The sequence below is a fragment of the Streptomyces durhamensis genome (assembly GCF_000725475.1).
Taxonomy (GTDB): Bacteria; Actinomycetota; Actinomycetes; order Streptomycetales; family Streptomycetaceae; genus Streptomyces; species Streptomyces filipinensis.
Map to the genome: position 1 here is coordinate 320,565 of NZ_JNXR01000001.1, position 19,421 is coordinate 339,985.

Annotated in this window: 14 protein-coding genes; 5 read left to right on the forward strand and 9 right to left on the reverse strand. The window is 70.7% G+C overall.

Going from position 1 to position 19,421, the window contains the following annotated elements; genetic code table 11:
- The first annotated feature begins 204 nt into the window (after positions 1 to 204).
- The gene (gene arfA / locus IO33_RS0101400; protein ID WP_031159109.1) at positions 205 to 1,725 is read left to right on the forward strand and encodes an arabinosylfuranosidase ArfA; all 1,521 of its coding nucleotides are present in this window, start codon (positions 205 to 207) and stop codon (positions 1,723 to 1,725) included.
- Here the strand turns inward: arfA and IO33_RS0101405 are convergent, their stop codons facing one another.
- Entirely contained in the window at positions 1,726 to 4,677 is a 2,952-nt protein-coding gene (locus IO33_RS0101405; RefSeq protein WP_031159112.1) for a glycoside hydrolase family 35 protein, read from the reverse strand. It lies immediately after the preceding gene.
- Between the two features lie 75 nt (positions 4,678 to 4,752).
- Here IO33_RS0101405 and IO33_RS0101410 point away from each other — a divergent pair, with 75 nt between their 5' ends.
- From IO33_RS0101410 to IO33_RS0101420, 3 genes are all read left to right on the forward strand, one after another.
- On the forward strand, positions 4,753 to 5,211 hold the full coding sequence (locus tag IO33_RS0101410; protein WP_031159114.1) for an RrF2 family transcriptional regulator: 459 nt from the start codon (positions 4,753 to 4,755) through the stop codon (positions 5,209 to 5,211).
- A gap of 137 nt (positions 5,212 to 5,348) precedes the next feature.
- Positions 5,349 to 6,002, forward strand: a complete 654-nt coding sequence (locus tag IO33_RS0101415; RefSeq protein ID WP_031159116.1) for a DUF4360 domain-containing protein — start codon at positions 5,349 to 5,351, stop codon at positions 6,000 to 6,002.
- Positions 6,003 to 6,440: 438 nt separating this feature from the next.
- A complete protein-coding gene (locus tag IO33_RS0101420) occupies positions 6,441 to 7,808 on the forward strand; it encodes an FAD-dependent oxidoreductase (RefSeq protein WP_051926351.1) in 1,368 nt (455 codons plus the stop codon).
- A 106-nt stretch (positions 7,809 to 7,914) separates the two neighbouring features.
- On the opposite strand, the gene IO33_RS0101425 is transcribed toward IO33_RS0101420, so the two are convergent.
- The 8 genes from IO33_RS0101425 to IO33_RS0101460 form a co-directional block, all read right to left on the reverse strand.
- Positions 7,915 to 9,633 (reverse strand): pyridoxal phosphate-dependent aminotransferase, encoded by a 1,719-nt coding sequence (locus IO33_RS0101425; protein WP_031159119.1) that lies wholly within the window; start codon positions 9,631 to 9,633, stop codon positions 7,915 to 7,917.
- A 101-nt stretch (positions 9,634 to 9,734) separates the two neighbouring features.
- The gene (locus IO33_RS0101430; protein ID WP_031159121.1) at positions 9,735 to 10,898 is read right to left on the reverse strand and encodes an aldose epimerase family protein; all 1,164 of its coding nucleotides are present in this window, start codon (positions 10,896 to 10,898) and stop codon (positions 9,735 to 9,737) included.
- A gap of 57 nt (positions 10,899 to 10,955) precedes the next feature.
- Positions 10,956 to 12,200, reverse strand: a complete 1,245-nt coding sequence (mmsB, locus tag IO33_RS0101435) for a multiple monosaccharide ABC transporter permease (RefSeq protein ID WP_031159123.1) — start codon at positions 12,198 to 12,200, stop codon at positions 10,956 to 10,958.
- Positions 12,197 to 13,747, reverse strand: a complete 1,551-nt coding sequence (gene mmsA / locus IO33_RS0101440) for a multiple monosaccharide ABC transporter ATP-binding protein (RefSeq protein ID WP_031159125.1) — start codon at positions 13,745 to 13,747, stop codon at positions 12,197 to 12,199. Before mmsA ends, mmsB begins: the two co-directional genes overlap by 4 nt.
- A 46-nt stretch (positions 13,748 to 13,793) precedes the next feature.
- Positions 13,794 to 14,903 carry a multiple monosaccharide ABC transporter substrate-binding protein gene (chvE, locus tag IO33_RS0101445; RefSeq protein ID WP_031159127.1) on the reverse strand — a complete coding sequence of 370 codons (1,110 nt, stop codon included), beginning with the start codon at positions 14,901 to 14,903 and terminating at the stop codon, positions 13,794 to 13,796.
- A gap of 37 nt (positions 14,904 to 14,940) precedes the next feature.
- Positions 14,941 to 15,909 (reverse strand): hypothetical protein, encoded by a 969-nt coding sequence (locus IO33_RS0101450; protein ID WP_031159129.1) that lies wholly within the window; start codon positions 15,907 to 15,909, stop codon positions 14,941 to 14,943.
- Between the two features lie 153 nt (positions 15,910 to 16,062).
- On the reverse strand, positions 16,063 to 17,067 hold the full coding sequence (locus IO33_RS0101455; protein WP_031159132.1) for a zinc-dependent alcohol dehydrogenase: 1,005 nt from the start codon (positions 17,065 to 17,067) through the stop codon (positions 16,063 to 16,065).
- The gene (locus tag IO33_RS0101460) at positions 17,064 to 18,221 is read right to left on the reverse strand and encodes a mandelate racemase/muconate lactonizing enzyme family protein (RefSeq protein WP_031159135.1); all 1,158 of its coding nucleotides are present in this window, start codon (positions 18,219 to 18,221) and stop codon (positions 17,064 to 17,066) included. Before IO33_RS0101460 ends, IO33_RS0101455 begins: the two co-directional genes overlap by 4 nt.
- Before the next feature lie 200 nt (positions 18,222 to 18,421).
- On the opposite strand from IO33_RS0101460, the gene IO33_RS43635 reads away from it, so the two are divergent.
- Positions 18,422 to 19,396 carry an SCO2400 family protein gene (locus tag IO33_RS43635; protein ID WP_037684708.1) on the forward strand — a complete coding sequence of 325 codons (975 nt, stop codon included), beginning with the start codon at positions 18,422 to 18,424 and terminating at the stop codon, positions 19,394 to 19,396.
- Positions 19,397 to 19,421: the final 25 nt, after the last annotated feature.

Below are 19,421 nucleotides of genomic sequence, written 5' to 3' on the forward strand. Positions count from 1 at the left end.
CGAGCGTACGCGTCTGGGCGTGTCCTCGTCATGAGGTCCAGGCGAGCTTCGTCAAAGAGGAAACCACCTATGAGCCTGTGTCCCGCCCGTTGACGGCGGAAGCGGTTCGAATCTACGGTCCCGTGCGAAGTTGCGAGCATTATTCGATATATCGAACATCCGTGACGCACTTTCGGAACGCGCGGCACACCCCGAAAGGACCCCATGAGCCAGAGCACCGCCCGTTTCACCCTGGACCCCGCCTTCACCGTCGGGAAGGTCGACCCCCGGCTCTTCGGATCCTTCGTGGAACACCTGGGCCGCTGCGTCTACACGGGCATCTACGAGCCGGGGCACCCCGCGGCCGATGCCGAGGGCCTGCGGACCGACGTCCTGGACCTCGTCCGCGAACTCGGTGTCACCGCCATCCGCTATCCCGGCGGCAACTTCGTCTCCGGCTACAAGTGGGAGGACTCGGTCGGCCCCGTCGAAGAGCGCCCCCGCCGACTCGACCTCGCCTGGCACTCCACCGAGACGAACCGGTTCGGCCTCTCCGAGTACATCGCCTTCGTGAAGAAGCTCGGCCCCCAGGCCGAACCCATGATGGCCCTCAACCTCGGCACGCGAGGCGTCGCCGAGGCGCTGGAACTGCAGGAGTACGCCAACCACCCCTCCGGCACCGCCCTCTCCGACCTCCGCGCGGCCCACGGCGACAAGGAACCCTTCGGGATCAGGCTGTGGTGCCTCGGCAACGAGATGGACGGGCCCTGGCAGACCGGGCACAAGACGGCCCGGGAGTACGGCCGGCTCGCCGCCGAGACGGCACGGGCCATGCGTCAGGCCGACCCCGCCGTGGAACTGGTCGCCTGCGGCTCCTCCAGCCAGGCCATGCCGACCTTCGCCGCGTGGGAGGCGACCGTCCTGGAGGAGACGTACGACCTCGTCGACCACATCTCCCTGCACGCCTACTACGAGCCCGTCGACGGCGACCTGGACTCCTTCCTCGCCTCGGCCGTCGACATGGAGTCCTTCATCGAGAACGTGGTCGCCACGGCCGACCACATCGGTGCCCGGCTCAAGTCCAAGAAGAAGATCAACCTCTCCTTCGACGAGTGGAACGTCTGGTACCTCTCCCGCTGGGAGGAGCACGCCAGGACGATCGCCCCGTCCGACTGGCCCGAGGCACCCCGCCTGCTGGAGGACAACTACAGCGTCACCGACGCCGTCGTCTTCGGCTCGCTCCTCATCGCCCTGCTCCGGCACGCCGACCGCGTCACCGTCGCCTGTCTCGCCCAGCTGGTCAACGTGATCGCCCCGATCATGACCGAGCCGGGCGGCCCGGCCTGGCGGCAGACCACGTTCTTCCCGTTCGCGCAGGCCTCCGAGTACGGCCGGGGCGAGGTGCTCGACGTACGGGTGGACTCGCCGGCGTACGAGACGAGGAAGTACGGCGAGACGGACCTGCTGCACGCCACGGCCGTCCGCGCGGCCGACGGCACGGTCACGGTCTTCGCCGTCAACCGCGGCCGTACGGAGGCCCTCCCGCTCCAGGTCGCGCTCAACGGGCTCGACCTGACGTCCGTCACCGAGCACAGCGCCCTCGCGGACGCCGACCCCGACGCCCGCAACACCGCCGGCGACCCCGACCGGGTCGCCCCGCACCCGGTCGAGGGCACCGCCTTGGAGAACGGCACCCTCACCGCCGTACTGGAGCCGCTGTCCTGGAACGTGATCAGGCTCGCGTGATCAGACCGGCGTGACCGGCACTCCGCCGCTCGCCCTGCCGAGCAGCGTCAGGCCCACCTTCCCCGGCCCCGACAGCGTGGTGAACTCCGACAGGACCGCCAGCGCGAGGGTGTTGGTGCCCCGGGTGCGCAGGACGCCGTTCGGCAGGACGAAGGTGTGCTGCGGGCCCACGTTGTTGATGTACTGGCCCATGTTCCAGCCGTTGAGGAAGATCTGCGCCCGGTAGGCCCGGTACGGGTCGTCCTCCAGGGTCAGGCCGACCGAGGCGTCGATGTCGGCCGGGACCGAGAGGCGGAAGGTGGTCCGGTACCAGGTCACCCCCTGGTACCGGGCGGCACGCGGGAAGTCCGCCGGCTCCCAGTCGTGGTCCTGGAAGCCGGGCAGGTGCCAGCCCTCCCGCTCGCCGTACAGGCCGCCGTTGTTCATCGGGCCGCGCACGGGGTCGGGGGCCTTCTCGCCCTGGATCCGCCAGCGCACCGTCGGGGAGGCGCCCTTGAAGGTGGCCGCCGTCAGCCCGCGGGCCACCTTGTGGGTGTCGAGCCCCTTGCCGTCCTGGTCGTGCTGCATGCGCCTGACGAGGACGGACAGCACATGCCGGCCGGGCGAGCGCAGTTCCTCCCGCACGGGGAAGGCGGCCGTCGCCGACCAGCTGCCCTGGCGCACGGTCGCGTCCTTGCCCGGCACCGGCATCCGGTGGGTGCCCAGCGGCTCGCCGTCCAGCCAGGCCATCAGCAGGCCCTGGGTGCCGGTGGTGTAGGCGAGCGTGATCTCCTCCAGGCCGGCGGAGCCGGTGAAGGTGCCGCGGTACCAGACGTCGCCGTAGTGGAAGCCGTAGTCGTCGGCGAAGAGGACGGGCTGGCCGGCGGGGACGGGCGTGGTGCTGAACGACGTCTTCTTGTCCGCGGCCTTCCAGCCGGAGTCGTCGAAGCCGGGCCCGGCCTCCGGGTTCTCGGTCCGCATCCGCCAGCCGCCCAGTTCGGGCAGCTTCACCTCGGGTGCGGCGGGCAGCAGGCCGGTGGTCATCAGGCTGCCGGACAGGGTCACCCGGGTGGGCAGGGTGCGGCCGTTCCACACCAGGGTGTCGATCCCGCGCGGCCCCCACACCTCCACGCTCGTCGTCTCGGTGACGTCACCGGTCAGACGGACCTCGGAGCCGTGCAGTTCGACGTGCCGCAGCACCGCCGGGCCGTACACCAGCAGGGTCCCGGACGGGGTGTCGTACGGGAACAGGCGTACGGCGGTGGCGTCGTCGGCGAAGAGCAGCAGCAGCGGGGTCTCGGTCTCGCCCTTCTGCACCAGCACACGGGTCAGCCCGCCCTGGCCGAGCGGGACGTTCACATGCAGTTCGTCGTCGGCGAAGGCCCAGGCGGCCTCGGGGTCGAGCCGCATGACGTCCGGCTCGACCGGGCACTTCAGCACCAGCTCGGCCATGTCGTCACGGCGCCCCGCGAACAGCGCGATGTCCTGCCGGCCCGCCGTCAGGCACAGCACGGGCTCGGCGGTCGCGTACTTCAGGGTCCGCTTGCCCAGCTTCAGCCCGGTCGTGAACAGCCGGGCGTCCTTGCCGGGCACCGTGATCCGCAGCCGGCCCGCGTCGGTCGGCAGGTCGGTGGTCACCGCGTCCCCGCCGTCGTTGCGGGCGACGTAGACGTGGGAGCCGGTGTCCGGGTTGGTCAGGTGGTAGACCTTCAGGCCCTTCGCCGTCACGTCCGCCGCCCGGTCCAGCTTGGCGAAGTCGGGCACACGCTGGAGCAGATGCCCGAGCTGGTGCATCGGTGCGATCTTGTCGGTGACGTTCCGGCCCTCGTCGATGGCGGCGCCGTAGTCGTACGACGTGTAGACGACCGGCGCGGGCAGCCAGCCCCAGGAGGTCCCGCCGAACGTCATGTACACGTTGTGCAGGGTGAGTCCGTTGGCGAGGTTGGTGAGGTAGAAGCGCCGCTCGTAGGCCGCGTCCCGGGTGCGCCGCGACTCGGCGTACCCCTTGCCGTCGAACCAGGCGCCGCCCCACGGGTCGAACCAGCCGCCGCCGAACTCGGGCACGAACCCGGGCGTGGACGGCGAGGCGCTGGCCCCGCCCTTCGGTCCGCCGGGCCCGAACGTCCCCCAGTCCGGCGGGGTCTCCGACGGCGACGGATAGCCGTCGAAGCCGTACAGCCAGCCGCCCTTCTCGCCGCCGGTGTCGAACGATCCGGGCACCCAGTAGCCGTTGCGCAACTTGTCGTTGTGGAACAGCGGCACGTCGATGCCGTCCGCCCGCACCTTCTTGTACAGGTGCGACAGGTACGCCTGGCCGATGGCGTCGACGTGGGCGTCGAACTCGTTCTCGATCTGGTACAGCAGGACCGTGCCGGTGCCCTGGGTGAACAGATGCCTGCGGACGATCCTGTTCACCTGGGTCAGCCATGCGTCGACGTGCCCCAGGTACGTCGGGTCGTCGGTGCGGGCCCTGCCCTTCGTCGCCGTCAGCCAGCCGGGGAAGCCGCCGCCGTCGACCTCGGCGTTGATGTACGGGCCGGGCCGCAGGATGACGTAGAGGCCCGTCTCGGCGGCCGTGCGCAGGAACAGGTCCAGGTCCCGGACGCCGGTGAAGTCGTACCGGCCGGGCGCGGGGGAGTGGTAGTTCCAGGCCACGTAGATGCTCACGGCGTTGTACCCGTGGGCCCGCATCTTCTGCAGCACGTCGCGCCACAGGGAGGGGCTGGGCAGCCGGAAGGGATGCATCTCGCCGGACCACACGACCAGCCGTCTGCCGTCGACGAGCAGCGAGTACCGGTCGTACCCGATCGTGTGCCGGCTGCCGTCGGCGGTCGGCGGGGCGGGTGCCGGGCCGGTCGGCACACTGTGCGCCGCGTACGCCGAAGGCGCCCCGGGGCCGCCGCTGCTGCCGAGGGCGAGCCCGAGCGCGGTCGAGCCGGTCAGGGCACTGAAGGTACGTCTGCTGAGCGCCAAGGTGGATCCTCCCGGGCGATCTTACGGGGCGCGGGTGCGGCCATTCTCCACGCGGCGACGGCCCACAATGGATCCATGAGGATCTCGGCACGGGCGGATTACGCGGTACGGGCGGTACTGGAGCTGGCCGTACGGCAGGGTAACGGCCCGGTGAAGGCGGAGGAAATCGCCGCCGCGCAGGGCATCCCGCACAAGTTCCTGGAAGGGATCCTGGGCGACCTCAGGCGCGGCGGGATCGTCGACAGCCGGCGCGGCGGGGGCGGCGGCTACCGGCTGGCGCGGGACGCCGCCGCCGTCACGGTCGCGGACGTGATCCGCGCGGTGGACGGACCGATCGTCTCGGTCCGCGGCGAACGCCCGACGGGCCTCGCCTACACCGGCACCGCCCAGCCCCTGCTGCCGCTGTGGATCGCGCTGCGCGCGAACGTCCGCCGGATCCTGGAGGGCGTCACCCTCGCCGACCTCGCGGCGGACGCGCTGCCGGAGCCCGTGCGGGCGCTGGCGGCGGAACCGGCGGCGTGGGAGAACCCGTGACGGACGGTGTGAACAGCCGGTTGTGAATGGCCGAAGTCGGCCCTCCCGGGGGTGAACGGGGCTTCCTACGATGCGGAGCGCCTCAGGCTCTCCACAGGTTCCACACAGACCCCCCACTCCACGACACGGGAGAATCCATGGCTGGTGGCCTCCTCCTGAGCGGTGCCGTCGCGGCGCTGCTCAGCAGTGCACTGCCCGCGCACACGCCCGCCTCCGGCGTGTTCGACAACCCGCCCCCGGACAAGATCGTCATAGATGTGGCGACGGTGAACGGCTCCGGCTGTCCCGAGGGCACGGCCGCGGTCGCCGTCTCGCCGGACAACACGGCCTTCACGGTGACGTACAGCAGCTATCTCGCCCAGGCCGGCGGCAACTCCGACCCCACGGCCTTCCGCAAGAACTGCCAGCTCAACCTGGTGGTCCACGTGCCCCAGGGCTTCACCTACGCCGTGGCCAGCGCCGACTACCGCGGCTTCCTGTCGCTGCAGCCCGGCGCCAGCGCCACCCAGAGGGCCTCGTACTACTTCCAGGGCTCCTCGCAGACCGTGCCCAAGAGCCACCCCTTCAGCGGTGCCTACAACGACGACTGGCAGGCCACCGACAGCACGGACTGGGCGCAACTGGTCTGGGCGCCCTGCGGGGTGCTGCGCAACTTCAACATCAACACCGAGCTGCGGGTCAACGCCGGCACCACGTCCCCCGGCAAGGTCAGCTTCATGACGATGGACTCGACGGACGGGGACATCAGCACGGTGTACCACCTGGCGTGGAAGCAGTGCCCGAGCGCGTAGGCGGGCGTCCGCCACGCTGGTCACTCTGAGTGCGCACTGGCTCCGGGCGGCTCTCGGCGGTGAGCGGTCATCCATTGGTTGACCTGCGGAATCGTTCGACCTGGAGCATGGTGAGTCAGGGGGCGTGCGAGGGGCGCATGTTCGGTATGTCGCGTGCCTCGCGCGCCGCCTGCTCCGGTCACTCAACGTAAAAAACGCTCAGCGGATCTCCCCCTGCTCGGGGCCGCCGGCCCCGGACGAACGGGAACCGACGACGGCCTCACCGATCCCCGGGCCACGGCGCCCTCCCCCGCCCCCGCGCGGCCGACCGGATCCGGTGTCACGGCGTGCAGGCCCATGGACGCATGCTCGTGAGCCTGCACGCGCTCCCCGGGTGCCTCCCGAGCCCCGTGCCGGGGCTCCCGGCAAAGCCGTTGACCCGAGTGGATGGGAGACGACATGAGCACAGAACGCCCCTGGGGCAAGGCCGTTGTCATCGGCGGCAGCTACGCGGGCCTGGTCACCGCACGGGTGCTGTCCGACTTCTTCAGCGAGGTCGTCCTCGTGGAACGGGACGCCGTCGACGAGGACACCGGCGTCCATCCGGGCGCTCCGCAGGGCTACCACGCGCACGCCATGCTGGCCCGGGGCGGGCAGATCCTGGAGCGGCTGTTCCCCGGACTGCGCGAGGAGCTGAGAGAGGCGGGAGCGCCGGTCTTCGACTACGGGGAGGGCATCGACTTCCTGCTGCCCGTCGGACTCGCGCCACGGCACCGTACGGGTGTCCGCATCCAGACCTTCACCCGCGACGAACTCGAACGCCGACTGCGCCGCAAGGTGCTCGCCCTGCCCCAGGTCACGCAGCTGCCGTCCACCCGGTGCACGGGCCTCACCCGCGGCCCCTCCGGCCAGGTGAGCGGCGTGACCTGCCGGCCGCACACCGCGGGGCCCGCAGAGCCCGCCGAACCCTTCGAGCTGGCGGCCGACCTGGTCGTCGACGCCTCCGGACGGTCCAGCTCCCTCACGGACTGGCTGGGCGCGCTCGGGATCGCCGTGCCGCCCAGACGGACCGTGAAGGCCAAGGTCACGTACACGTCGATGAACTTCGACCGACCGCACGTGGGTCAGCCCGGCCACCCGGACTTCTACGTCGCCTACCAGATGCTGTTCGCGCCCAGCGTGCCCCGGGCCGGGGTCATGCTCGCCGTGGAGCGCAACCGCTGGACGTGCTCGCTCTTCGGGTTCCAGGACCAGCCGCCGACCGACGACAAGGGATATCTGGAGTTCGCCGAGAGCCTGACGAACCCGCGTCTGGCCGAGCACATCAGCCGGCGCACCGTCCAGGAGCCCACCCGCCGTTACACCAACACCGACAACCAGTGGCGGCTCTACCACGCCGTCAAGGACTGGCCGGACGGCCTCATCGCCCTCGGTGACGCCGTCTGTGTCTTCAACCCCGTCTACGGCCAGGGGCTGACCGTGGCGGCGATGGAAGCGGAACTGCTGCAGGAGATGCTGAAGCGGTGCCGTGCCGCCGGACGCCTGGACGGCCTCGCCGGCGGCTTCCAGAAGAGGCTCGGCCGTCTGCTGCTGGGCCCGTGGACGCTGTCCACCAACTCGGACCTGATGTGGACCGCGGGCGGTCAGCCCCTCGCCGCACGCTTCGCCCACTGGTACAACACACGTCTCTTCCGTGTGGCGGTGAAGGACGCGGCCGTATGGACGAGGTTCGTCCGCGTGGTGAACATGGTGGCCTCACCGGCCCTGCTGTTCCACCCCCTCGTGGCGCTGAAGGTCCTGACGGTCACTTTCCGCCAGCGCGCGTGACGTCTCCTGCGACGGCGACGACAGCGGCACCCCGAAGCCGGGCATCGACCTGCGGGACCGGAGCAGCGTCCGGCGGGTCGCGCACCGACGGGCATGGGCCGAGCTGCTAGCCCGCCGCCTGTCCCATTCCCGCCGCGTTCGGCCAGCTCTGCGCGTTCGGCCAGCTCTGGGCGTTCGGCCAGCCGGTGGCCGGGGCCGGGGTGAGGCCGGCCGCCGGGGCCGGAGTGGGGGTCTCCGGTGCCGTCATGCCGCGCACCTGGGCCGCCGTGAGCCCGCCGCGCGCGGGGACGCCCGGGGGAGTGGGGGCGAGCGCGGCGGCGGGCGCCGGGACCGGTGCCGGGACAGGCACCGGAGGGGGAGCGGGCAAGGGCGTCGGCGTGGGCAGCGGCGCCGGCAGGGGAGCGGGTGCCGGCATCGGGGCCGGCTGCGGGACCGGTGCCGGCACCATCGGCTGCTGTACCGGAGCGGGCTGCGGCACCATCGGCTGCTGCGGCGGGGCGGGTTGCGGTGCCATCGGCTGGGCCGCGGGCAGGGGCTGGGCCGCAGCGGGCAACGGCGGCGACACCGCCGGCTGCGGCACCGGTGCCGGCTCGGGCGCCGCGGGCATCCGCAGGCCGGCCCCGTTGGTCTCGCTCACCAGCCGGTCCACCGCCGCCGTACCCGAGCTGTAGCTGGTCCCGGTGCCCAGCTCGGGTACGGCGGCTCCCCTCCTGGACCCGTAGAGCACCTGCTCCAGGCCGGACACCAGGCGACGCACGTCGACCTGGGGGCGCACCACGAGTCTCAGGAAGCGGCTGGAAGAACCGATCTTGTTGCCGCACTCACGGACCAGGATCCGGTGCTCGGTGAGCATTCGGTCCCGGACCAGCGTGCCCTCGGCACCGACGGGAAGGCGCACGAAGAGGAAGTTGCCCTGCGAGGGGTAGACGGTGAGGCCGGGGAGCGCGGAGAGGTGGCTGGCCATCTCCAGCCGGTCGCGGCGGACCTGGGTGACGCTCTGTGCGTACTCGGCGCCGTGCTCCTTCAGCATGAACACCACGTGCTCGGCGAAGGAGTTGAGGTTCCACTTGGGGAGCATGGAGCGGACCTTGCCCGCGAGGGCCGGGTTGGCGACCAGGTAGCCGAAGCGGATGCCGTGCAGACCGAAGTTCTTGCCGAGGCTGCGCAGGACGATCACGTTGGGGCGGAGCATGGCCTCCTGGACGACGCTGGGCTCGGTCTCCGCGTCGGCGAACTCCAGGAAGGACTCGTCGATCACGATCAGGTCCAGGTCGGCCATGGCGTCCATGAACTGCACCACCGACTGCTTGCGCAGATACCCGCCGTCCGGGTTGTTGGGATTGCAGATCACCGCCACCCGCGTCCTGCGGGCCCGGATGAACTCGGCGTACTGCGCCAGGTCCAGCGCGAACCCGCTGGCCTCCTGCAGCGGGAACATGTCGACCCGCTTGCCGGTCTCCATCGGCTGGTCGGTCCAGCGGCCGAAGGTGGGCACCGGAACGGCGAGGGACTCGCGGACCAGCAGGTGGTCGATCCAGGTGATCAGCTCCGTGGAGCCGTTGCCCATCGCCACGCACTGGGGCGGCAGCTGGAGCAGGGAGCACAGCTCGCCGGTGATGGTGTCGGCGCCGCTCGGGTAGTACGTGATGATCTCGCGCAACCGGGCCGACAGTTCGTCGTACATGGCCGGCGTGGGGAAGTACGGGTTGCACGGGATGCAGAAGTCCACCGGGCCGGTCCCGTCGCCACCCTCTCGTGCCAGCGCCGCCATCGAGGGGCTGTGCGCGGCGCCGCCGCGGAACAACGACGTGACGTTGCCGGCCAAGGGGTCCTCCGTTCAGGGTGGCCCGTGCGGGGGAGCACGGGCCGCCCATGGATACGGAGGGGACGGCAGTGGCGTTCAACTCACCGGCGAGGTGAGCCGGTTCACGCCCCGAAAGTGTGGATCGTCGTCGTGCGGTACGTCCGGCCCGGCCGCAGCACGGTCGACGGGAACGACGGCTCGTTCGGCGAGTCCGGGAAGTGCTGGGTCTCCAGGGCCAGTCCGTCGCCCTGCCGGTAGGTGCGGCCGGACTGGCCGACGAGTGTGCCGTCGAGGAAGTTGCCCGAGTAGAACTGCACCCCGGGCTGGTCGGTGAAGATCTTCAGGGTGCGGCCGGATCCCGGGTCGCGCAGGGTGACGACGTGCTCCGGGCGCGCGGTCACCCCCTTGTCCAGGACGAAGTTGTGGTCGTACCCCTTGGCGGTGACCAGCTGCGGATGGCCGGTGCGGATGTCCCGGCCGATCGGCTTGCGGTGGGTGAAGTCGAAGGGGGTGCCCTTGACCTTCGCCAGCTCACCGGTGGGGATCAGGCCCGTGTCGGTGGGGGTGAAGCGGCTCGCGGCCAGCCACAGCTCGTGGTCGTAGATGCTGCCGCTGCCCTCGCCCGCGAGGTTGTAGTACGTGTGGTTGGTGAGGTTGACGACCGTGGGCCTGTCGGTGGTCGCCTCGTAGTCGATCCGCCAGGCGCCGTGCCGGTCCAGGGTGAAGGTGACCTTCGTCCTCAGCGTGCCCGGGTAGCCCATCTCGCCGTCGACGCTCGTGTAGTACAGGCGCAGACCGACGTCGGAGCCGGCGGTGAAGGGCTCGACGTCCCACACCTTGGTGTTGAAGCCCTGCTTGCCGCCGTGCAGGCTGTTCACGCCGTCGTTGACCGACAGCTGGTACGTCCTGCCGTCCAGGGTGAACCGCCCCTTGGCGATGCGGTTGCCGTAGCGGCCGATGGTGGCGCCGAAGTAGGTGGTTCCCCTGACGTACGCGTCGAGGTCGTCGTAGCCGAGGGAGACGTTGGCGTACCGGCCGTGCCGGTCGGGGATCTCCAGGGACTGGACGATACCGCCGTAGGAGAGGACCTTCAGGCGGGTGCCGCCGTTCTCCAGCGACCAGCGGTGGACCTTCGTGCCGTCGGCGAGCGTGCCGAACGGTTCCTTCACCGGCTTGCGGCCTCCTGACGAGGCGGACGCGGCCTGGGCACTGCCCGAGCCGAGGGTGGTGGCGGCGACGCCCGCCGCGGCTGCTCCTGCGATGACCGTGCGTCTGTTCAGTTCCATGGATACGGCTCCCGGAAGAGGAGGGGCCCCGCCTCGGCCGGCGGGGCCCGATCTGGCTTACGAACCGGACTTGCGCTTGTTCCACACGTCGAACCCGACGGCCACCAGGAGGGCCAGGCCCTTGATGACCTGCTGCCAGTCGGTACCGACGCTGAGGAGGTTCATGCCGTTGTTCAGCACGCCGAGGACGAGACCGCCGATGATGGCGCCGAGGACGGTGCCGACACCGCCGCTCATGGACGCGCCACCGATGAACGACGAGGCGATCGCCTCCAGTTCGAAGTTGACGCCCGCCTTCGGCGAGGCCGCGTTCAGCCGGGCGGCTACCACCAGACCGGCCAGGGCCGCGAGCACGCCCATGTTCAGGAAGACGTAGAAGGTGACCTTCTTGTCCTTCACCCCGGACAGCTTGGCCGCCGGCAGGTTGCCGCCGATCGCGTAGATGTGCCGGCCGAAGACCGCGTTGCGCATGACGTAGCCGTAGCCGACGACCAGCACACCGAGGATGATCAGCACGATCGGGGCGCCCTTGTAGCTGGCGAGCAGCAGGGTGAGCGCGACGATCGCCGCCACCAGGGCCGTCAGCTTGAGCAGGAAGAGCCGGGCGGGCACGACGTCCAGGGAGAACTCCTGCTGGCGGCGGCGGTCGCGGAACTCCTGCCGGACCACGGCCGCGATCAGGACGAGCCCGAGCAGCAGGGTGAGGTTGTGGTAGTTGGTGTTCGGGCCGACCTCGGGCAGGAAGCCGTTGCCGATCTTCTGCAGGCCGTCCGGGAAGGGGCCGAGGGTCTGGCCCTTGAGGAAGAGCTCCGTCAGGCCGCGGAAGACCAGCATCCCGGCGAGGGTGACGATGAACGACGGTATGCCGAGATAGGCGATCAGGAAGCCCTGCGCCGCGCCCGCCGCCGCTCCGACCAGCAGGCACAGCACCAGCGCGACCGGCCAGGAGATCCCGTGCTGGACGGTCAGGACGGCCGCGAAGGCGCCGACGAACGCCGTGATCGAGCCGACCGACAGATCGATGTGCCCGGCGATGATCACCAGCATCATGCCGATCGCGAGGACCAGGATGTAGCTGTTCTGCAGCACCAGGTTGGAGACGTTGCGCGGGAGCAGCAGGTCGCCGTCGGTCCAGACCGCGAAGAGGGCCACGATCAGGCCGAGCGCGATCAGCATGCCGTACTGGCGCATGTTGCGGCGCAGGCCGTCCAGCACCAGCTGGAGGATCCCTCCCGCGGCGGCCGGGCCCCTCCCGCCCGGCGGCGCGGGGGCCGGGCTCTTGGCGGTCACATCCGTGCTCATCGCGTTACCTCTTTGTCCTTCGTCATATGGCGCATCAGCACTTCCTGCGTGGCCTCGGCCCGCGGCACCTCACCGGTCAGCCGCCCGGCGGCCATCGTGTAGATGCGGTCGCACATGCCGAGCAGTTCGGGCAGCTCGGAGGAGATGAAGACGACCGCCTTGCCCTGGGCGGCGAGCTGGTCGATGACCGTGTAGATCTCGTACTTGGCGCCGACGTCGATCCCGCGGGTCGGCTCGTCCAGGATCAGCACGTCCGGTCCGGCGAAGATCCACTTGCTGAGGACGACCTTCTGCTGGTTGCCGCCGGACAGCTTGCCCACCGGCTCGAACACGGTCGGCGCCTTGATGTTCATGGACTTCCGGAAGCCCTCGGCGACCTGCCGCTCCTCGTGCTCGTCCACGACACCCCGCCTGGCCACCTTGCCCAGCGCGGTCAGCGAGATGTTGCGGTTGATGGTGTCGATGAGGTTCAGGCCGTAGTGCTTGCGGTCCTCGGTGACGTACGCGATGCCGTGCGCGACCGCCTCCGGGACGGTCTTCGTACGGATCCGCGTGCCGTCCTTCAGCACCGTGCCGCCGGCGTACCGGCCGTACGTGCGCCCGAAGACGCTCATCGCCAGTTCCGTGCGGCCGGCGCCCATCAGGCCCGCGATGCCGACGATCTCCCCGCGGCGCACCTCGATCGACACGTCGTCGACGACCTTGCGCTGCTGGTCGATGGGGTGGAACACGGTCCAGCCGCGGATCTCCAGCGCCGGTGCCGCGCCCTCCTCCGGCTGGTGCGGGGTGCGCTCGGGGAAGCGGTGGTCGAGGTCGCGGCCGACCATGCCGGAGATGATCCGCTCCTCGGTGGTCTCCGGGGCCCTCACGTCGAGGGTCTCGATGGACCGGCCGTCCCGGATGATCGTCACCGAGTCGGCGACCTTGCGGATCTCGTTGAGTTTGTGGGAGATGATGATCGAGGTGATGCCCTGGTTCTTCAACTCCAGGATGAGGTCGAGGAGTTTGCCGCTGTCCTCGTCGTTCAGGGCCGCGGTCGGCTCGTCGAGGATCAGCAGCCTCACCTCCTTCGACAGCGCCTTGGCGATCTCCACCAGCTGCTGCTTGCCCACGCCGATGTCGGCGACGCGGGTCTCCGGGTGCTCGTGCAGACCGACCCGGCGCAGCAGCTCGGTGGCGTGGCGCAGGGTCTCGCGCCAGTCGACGAGGCCGCCCCGGGCGTGTTCGTTGCCGAGGAAGAGGTTCTCCGCGATGGACAGGTGCGGTACCAGCGCCAGCTCCTGGTGGATGATGACGATGCCGCGCTGCTCGCTCGCCCGGATGTCCCGGAACTGGCAGACCTCCCCCTCGAAGAGGATGTCGCCTTCGTAGCCGCCGAACGGGTGGACGCCGGAGAGCACCTTCATCAGGGTGGACTTGCCGGCGCCGTTCTCCCCGCAGATGGCGTGGACCTCGCCCTGCCGGACGGTCAGGGTGACGTCCGACAGCGCCTTGACACCGGGAAAGGTCTTGACGATCGAGCGCATTTCCAGGACGGGTCCCGCCATGGTCGTGCCTTCCAGTCCGTAGGAATCAGGAGGGGGTCGGGGCGGGCTACTTCAGCTCGGACTCGGTGTAGTAGCCGCCGTCGACCAGGACCTGCTGGTAGTTGGACTTGTCGACGCTCACCGGCTGGAGCAGATAGGCCGGGACGACCTTGGTCCCGTTGTCGTAGGTCTTGGTGTCGTTGACCTGCGGCTTCTTGCCCTTCAGGGAGTCGTCGACCATCGTCGCGGCGACCTCGGCGAGCTTGCGCAGGTCCTTGTAGACGGTCTGCGTCTGCTCACCGGCGATGATCGACTTCACCGAGGCGATCTCGGCGTCCTGGCCGGTGATGACCGGCAGCGGCTGGCTGCCCGAGCCGTAGCCGTCCGACTTCAGCGCGGACAGGACGCCGATGGAGATGCCGTCGTAGGGCGAGAGCACCGCGTCGACCCGGCCGCTCTTGTAGGAGCCGGTGAGGATGTCCTCCATGCGCTTCTGCGCGGTGGCGCCGTCCCAGCGCAGGGTGACGACCTGGTTGAGCTTGGTCTGCCCGGACCTGACCACCAGCTGCTTCTTGTCGATGTACGGCTGCAGCACGCTCATCGCGCCGCCGAAGAAGTACTTGGTGTTGTTGTCGTCGTTGGAGCCGGCGAACAGCTCGATGTTGAACGGGCCCTTCTTGCCCTTGCCCAGCCCGAGCCGGTCCACGATGTACTGGCCCTGCAGCCTGCCGACCTTCTCGTTGTCGAACGAGGCGTAGTAGTCGACGTTCTTGGTGCCGAGGATCAGCCGGTCGTAGGAGATGACCGGGATGTTCGCGTCGGCGGCCTCCTGGAGCACGCTGTCCAGCGACTTGTTGTCGATCGCCGCGATGATCAGGCCCTTCACGCCCTGCGTGATGAGGTTCTCGATCTGCGAGACCTGGGTGGCCGGGTCGTCCTCGCCGTACACGAGCTTCGTCTTGTAGCCCTTGGCCTGGAGGTCCTTGACGACGTTCTTGCCGTCGGAGATCCAGCGCTCGGAGGACTTGGTCGGCATGGCGATGCCGATGGTGGCGCCCTTGGCGTCCGTCGTCTTCTCCTTGCTGCCGCCCGAGCCGCTCTGGCCGCAGGCGGTCAGGGTGAGGGCGAGCGAGGCGGCTGCGGCTATGGCGGCGAGTGCGGCTCTGCGGTTGCGCATGATGGTCCGTCCTTGTTCTTCTCGTCGTTGAGAGGGGTCACGCGGTGGTCGGGAAGCGGTGCAGCGGGCCGGGCAGCCGCGAGCCGAGCGGCGCCATGTCGCCGTCCGCGCCGTGCCGGGCGAGCAGGTCCAGGGCGAGCCGGCCGCGCCGCACCCGCTCCCGGGCGGTGTCCAGGGTCACGTCCCGCAGATGGGTGCCCCACGGGTAGATGCCGGGCGCCTTGGACAGGCCGAACTTCAGATAGAGCGGGGCGCCGCGCCGGATCAGCTCGGCGACCTCGTACATGCGCACATAGCCGCCCAGGTCGTCGGGGGCCTCGATGTACATGTCCATCGGGGCGCCGGACACCCGGCGGATCTCGGTGAGGTGATCCAGCGTCAGATCGCTGGGCACGTTGACGGAGTCGGCGCCGAGCCGCTCGAAGACGGCGTACGCGGCCGGGTTCACGGGGCCGATCAGCGCCGAGACCTTCAGCGTCGTGTCGGCCGGGATGATCCCGGCCGTACGGGCCCGGTGCAGGGTCCACAGCACGCCCTCGTCGGCGACCAGCAGGCACCTGACGCCCAGCTCCGTCGCGCGTACGGCGTCTTCGACGCATCCGGCGACGGCGTCGTGGCCCCGTGCGCGCGGTCCGGCCCCCCGTGAGTCGGACCGCACCGAGCCGCCGATGTCCCAGGTGCCGCGCGGGCCGGTGAACAGGCAGAGTTCGATGTCGCGTGCGGCGGTGGCCTCGACCATCTCGGTGATCTCGGCGTCGGTGAGCATCCACACGCCGCTGCCCTGGCTGATCCGGTGGATCGGCACATCGAGGCGGGAGGCCTCCTTCAGGACGACCGCCAGTGCTTCGGGACCCTCGCACGAGGGGATCTCGGTGCGCCAGCGGCCGCCGCCCGGGAAGGAGTGGGCGGAGGCGTCGGCGGGGTCGAGGGCGGGTGCGGCCAGGCCGAGCGTGGCGAGCGGCTGCTCGCCGGGCCTGCGGGCTGCCGGAGCGGAAGCGTCGGTCACAAGCTGTCCTTAGGGTCCAGGGTCCTGAGTGTTCGAAATATCGGACGAGGTTCGCGGCTCTGGGCGGAGAGCGGCCTGGGCGGCCCCGTGAAAAAAGGCCGGTGGTACGCCGGCCGGGGCGCCGTCAGGTCACGCCCCGGCCGGCGTACGGCATCAGGGGCGGAGCAGCACCTTGCCCACCTTCGGATCGCCGGCCCCGACCAGCTCGATCGCCTGCGGGAACCCGGTCAGCGGCAGCTCGTGCGTGACCAGCGGCAGCGGGTCCAGCAGTCCGGCGCCGAACACCCGCACGGTGTGCGCCCAGGCGTCCGGCGGCGCCCCGAAGACGGTGTGCACCTCCAGCTGCCGTACGACGAGACCGGTCGGGTCGAGCCCGTCCGCGCCCGGCGCCGGGATCCCGGTCAGCACCAGCCGTCCGCCGCGCCGGAGCAGCGCGGCGGCGGTCCGTGCGGCGGACGCGGACCCGGCGGTCTCGATCACCACGTCGAAGTCGTCGGGGAGCTCCTGGTCCTTGGTGCGGAAGTCGCTCGCGCCGTACTGCCGCGACAGTGCCTCCCGGTCCCGTCCGGTGCCGACCACCAGCAGCTCGCCCGGTGAGGCCGCCTTCAGGAACTGCACGGCGAACATCCCGAGCGTGCCCGTGCCGACCACCGCGACCCGCTCGCCCGGCCGGGCCCGGCCCTTGAGTGCGGCGGCCGCGACACAGGCGGCCGGCTCCAGCAGGGCGGCGGCGGTGAGGTCGGCGTCGTCCGGCAGGACGTGCAGCAGCCTCGCCGGCAGGGTGAGCGTGCCGGCCATGGCGCCCGGCTGGGTGAAGCCGGTCTCCTCGTACCCGGCCGTGCACAGCGTGGTCTCGCCCGCGTGGCAGCGGTCGCAGACCTGGCAGTTGCGGAAGCCCTCGCCGACGACCTTGCGGCCGACGAGGTCGGCGGGGACCGCGGGGCCCACCTTCGCGACCGTCCCCGACCACTCGTGCCCGGGAGTGAGCGGATACCGCACGTACCCCTCGGGCCGGTTGCCCTGGTACACCTCGCGGTCGCTGCCGCAGATGCCGACCGCGTGCACGGCCACCAGCGCCTCGCCCGGGCCGGGGTCGCGGGGCGTGTGCTCCGTGAGCCGGTGGGCGCCCGGCCCCTCGACGACGACCTGCGAGCTCACTTCGTACCCTTCGGCTTGCGCTGCTCCCAGCCCTCGGCCCACAGGTCGAACCGGGCCTGCTGCTGCGGGAACTCGGCGGCGGCGTCGACGTCCAGCTCGACGCCGAGGCCGGGCGCGTCGGACAGGTGGAAGTACCCGTCCACGACCTGCGGCGCCCCCTTGACCACCTTCTTGATCTCCGCGTCCGCGAAGTCGTTGAAGTGCTCAAGGACCTTGAAGTTCGGCGAGGTGAAGCCGACCTGGAGCGAGGCCGCGGTGAGCACGGGGCCGCCCACGTTGTGCGGCGCGACCAGCATGTAGTGGGTCTCCGCGGTCGCCGCGAGCTTCCGGGTCTCCCAGATGCCGCCGATGTGGCCGACGTCCGGCTGGATGATGTCCACGGCCTGGCTGTCGAACAGCTCGCGGAACTCGATCCGGTCGTGGATCCGCTCACCGGTGGCGACCGGGATGTCCACCTTGGCCGCGACCTTCTCCAGCGCCTTCAGGTTCTCCGGCGGGACCGGCTCCTCCAGCCAGGCCGGCTTGAAGGGCGCCATCTCCCTGGCCAGCCGGACGGCCGTCGCGGGGGAGAAGCGGCCGTGCATCTCCAGCATCAGCTCGGCGTCCGGGCCGATCGCGTCCCGTACGGCCTCGATGAGCGAGACGGCGTACAGGGTCTCCTGGTGGTCCAGTTCGAAGTGCCCGGTGCCGAACGGGTCGATCTTCAGCGCCTGGTATCCGCGCTCCCTCACCCCCTGGGCGGCCTTGTGGTACGCCTCCGGCGTTCGCTCGGTCGTGTACCACCCGTTGGCGTACGCCTTGACCCTGTCCGTCACCCTGCCGCCGAGCAACTGCCACACCGGCACGCCCAGCGCCTTGCCCTTGATGTCCCAGCAGGCCATCTCGACGACCGCGATGCCCGACATCACGATCTCGCCCGCACGGCCGTAGTCGCCGTACTTCATCCGGCGTACGAGGTCCTCGACGGCGAACGGATCCGAGCCGAGGATGTGATTGGCCTCGGCCTCCCGCAAATAGCCGATCAGCGCGTCGGTGTGACCGAGCATCCGGGTCTCGCCGACTCCCGTGAGCCCCTCGTCGGTGTGCACCTGGACGTAGGTCAGGTTGCGCCACGGCGTGCCGACCACGTGCGTGCTGATTCCGGTGATGCGCACGGCAGTTGCCCCTCAGCTGTTCGAGATTTCGTCACACGTTCGAAATGCTGGCGTGACAGTAAGGACGGGGCGGTCGGAGTGTCAATGGGTCGAACAGGTAACGGTTTCGACAAGCCTTTCGAGAATTATTTCGCTTTCTACGAAACCTTCACAGCGGTGCCTAGGAACAGGCCCCATGGGGAATCTAGTCTTCCGGCGTCATGGACTACTGCCACCCGTGCCAACGGCACCTCAACGGCGCCCTGGCCTGCCCCGGGTGCGGAGCCCCGGCACGCCCCGCGGCGGAGACGACGGTCGCGTACGCGCACGCGGGCACGGGTGAGATGCCGGGGTACGGCGTTCCCCAGCCGTACGCGCAGCCCGAGTCCCACGAGTACCGCATCCCCCAGCAGTACGGGCCGGCCGGGCCGGAACAGGTGGCGTGGCCGAAGGGGCCCGAACCGCAGGAGGTCTGGGCGTCCGGCGCGCAGGCCGAGCCGGCGGCCCACGGCGACCCGGACCCCGGACCCGGCCCGGACCCCGGACCCGGCCCGGACCCCGAACCCGGCCCGGACCCCGAACCCGAGGAGTCCGACCCCGAGCCCGAGCCCGGTGGCCGGGCCGCTCGGCGCCGGGGGCGTGGCACCGCCGCCGTGGGCCCCGCCGACGCCGACGCCAGCCGCCGTGACCGCAAGGCCGCCGCGCACCGGCGCCGACGTCGCCGTGTCCTGCTGGTCGGTGCGGGCTTCGTACTGGCCGCGGGCGGTCTCAGCCTCGCCGAACTCGGTACGGACGCCCCCTTCTCGCCCTTCTCCAGCGGCCGGCCGGGCACGCCGGCGGACACCGCGGCCGACGGCGGCGCGTCCTCCACGGCGCCCGGCGCCAGCGCCGACCCGGCCGCCGACACCTCCGGCGCGAGCCCGGGCGCGGCCGGCTCCGCCTCCCCGGACGCCTCGGCCTCCGCGTCCGCCTCCAAGCCCCCCAAGGACAAGGCCTCCACGTCACCCGACGCCAAGGACACCCACACGACGCGGCCGACCTCCGCGACGGACTCCGGCGCGACCCCGCAGGCGCCGGTGACCCCCGGCACGACCCGGCCGGCCCCCACCCCGTCCAGCGCCCCGACGACGTCCGGCCCGTCCCCGACGCCCTCGCCCACCAAGACCTGCAACCGTTTCCTGTGGTGGTGCACCTGAGCCCGAGTGCGCACGCGCGCACCAC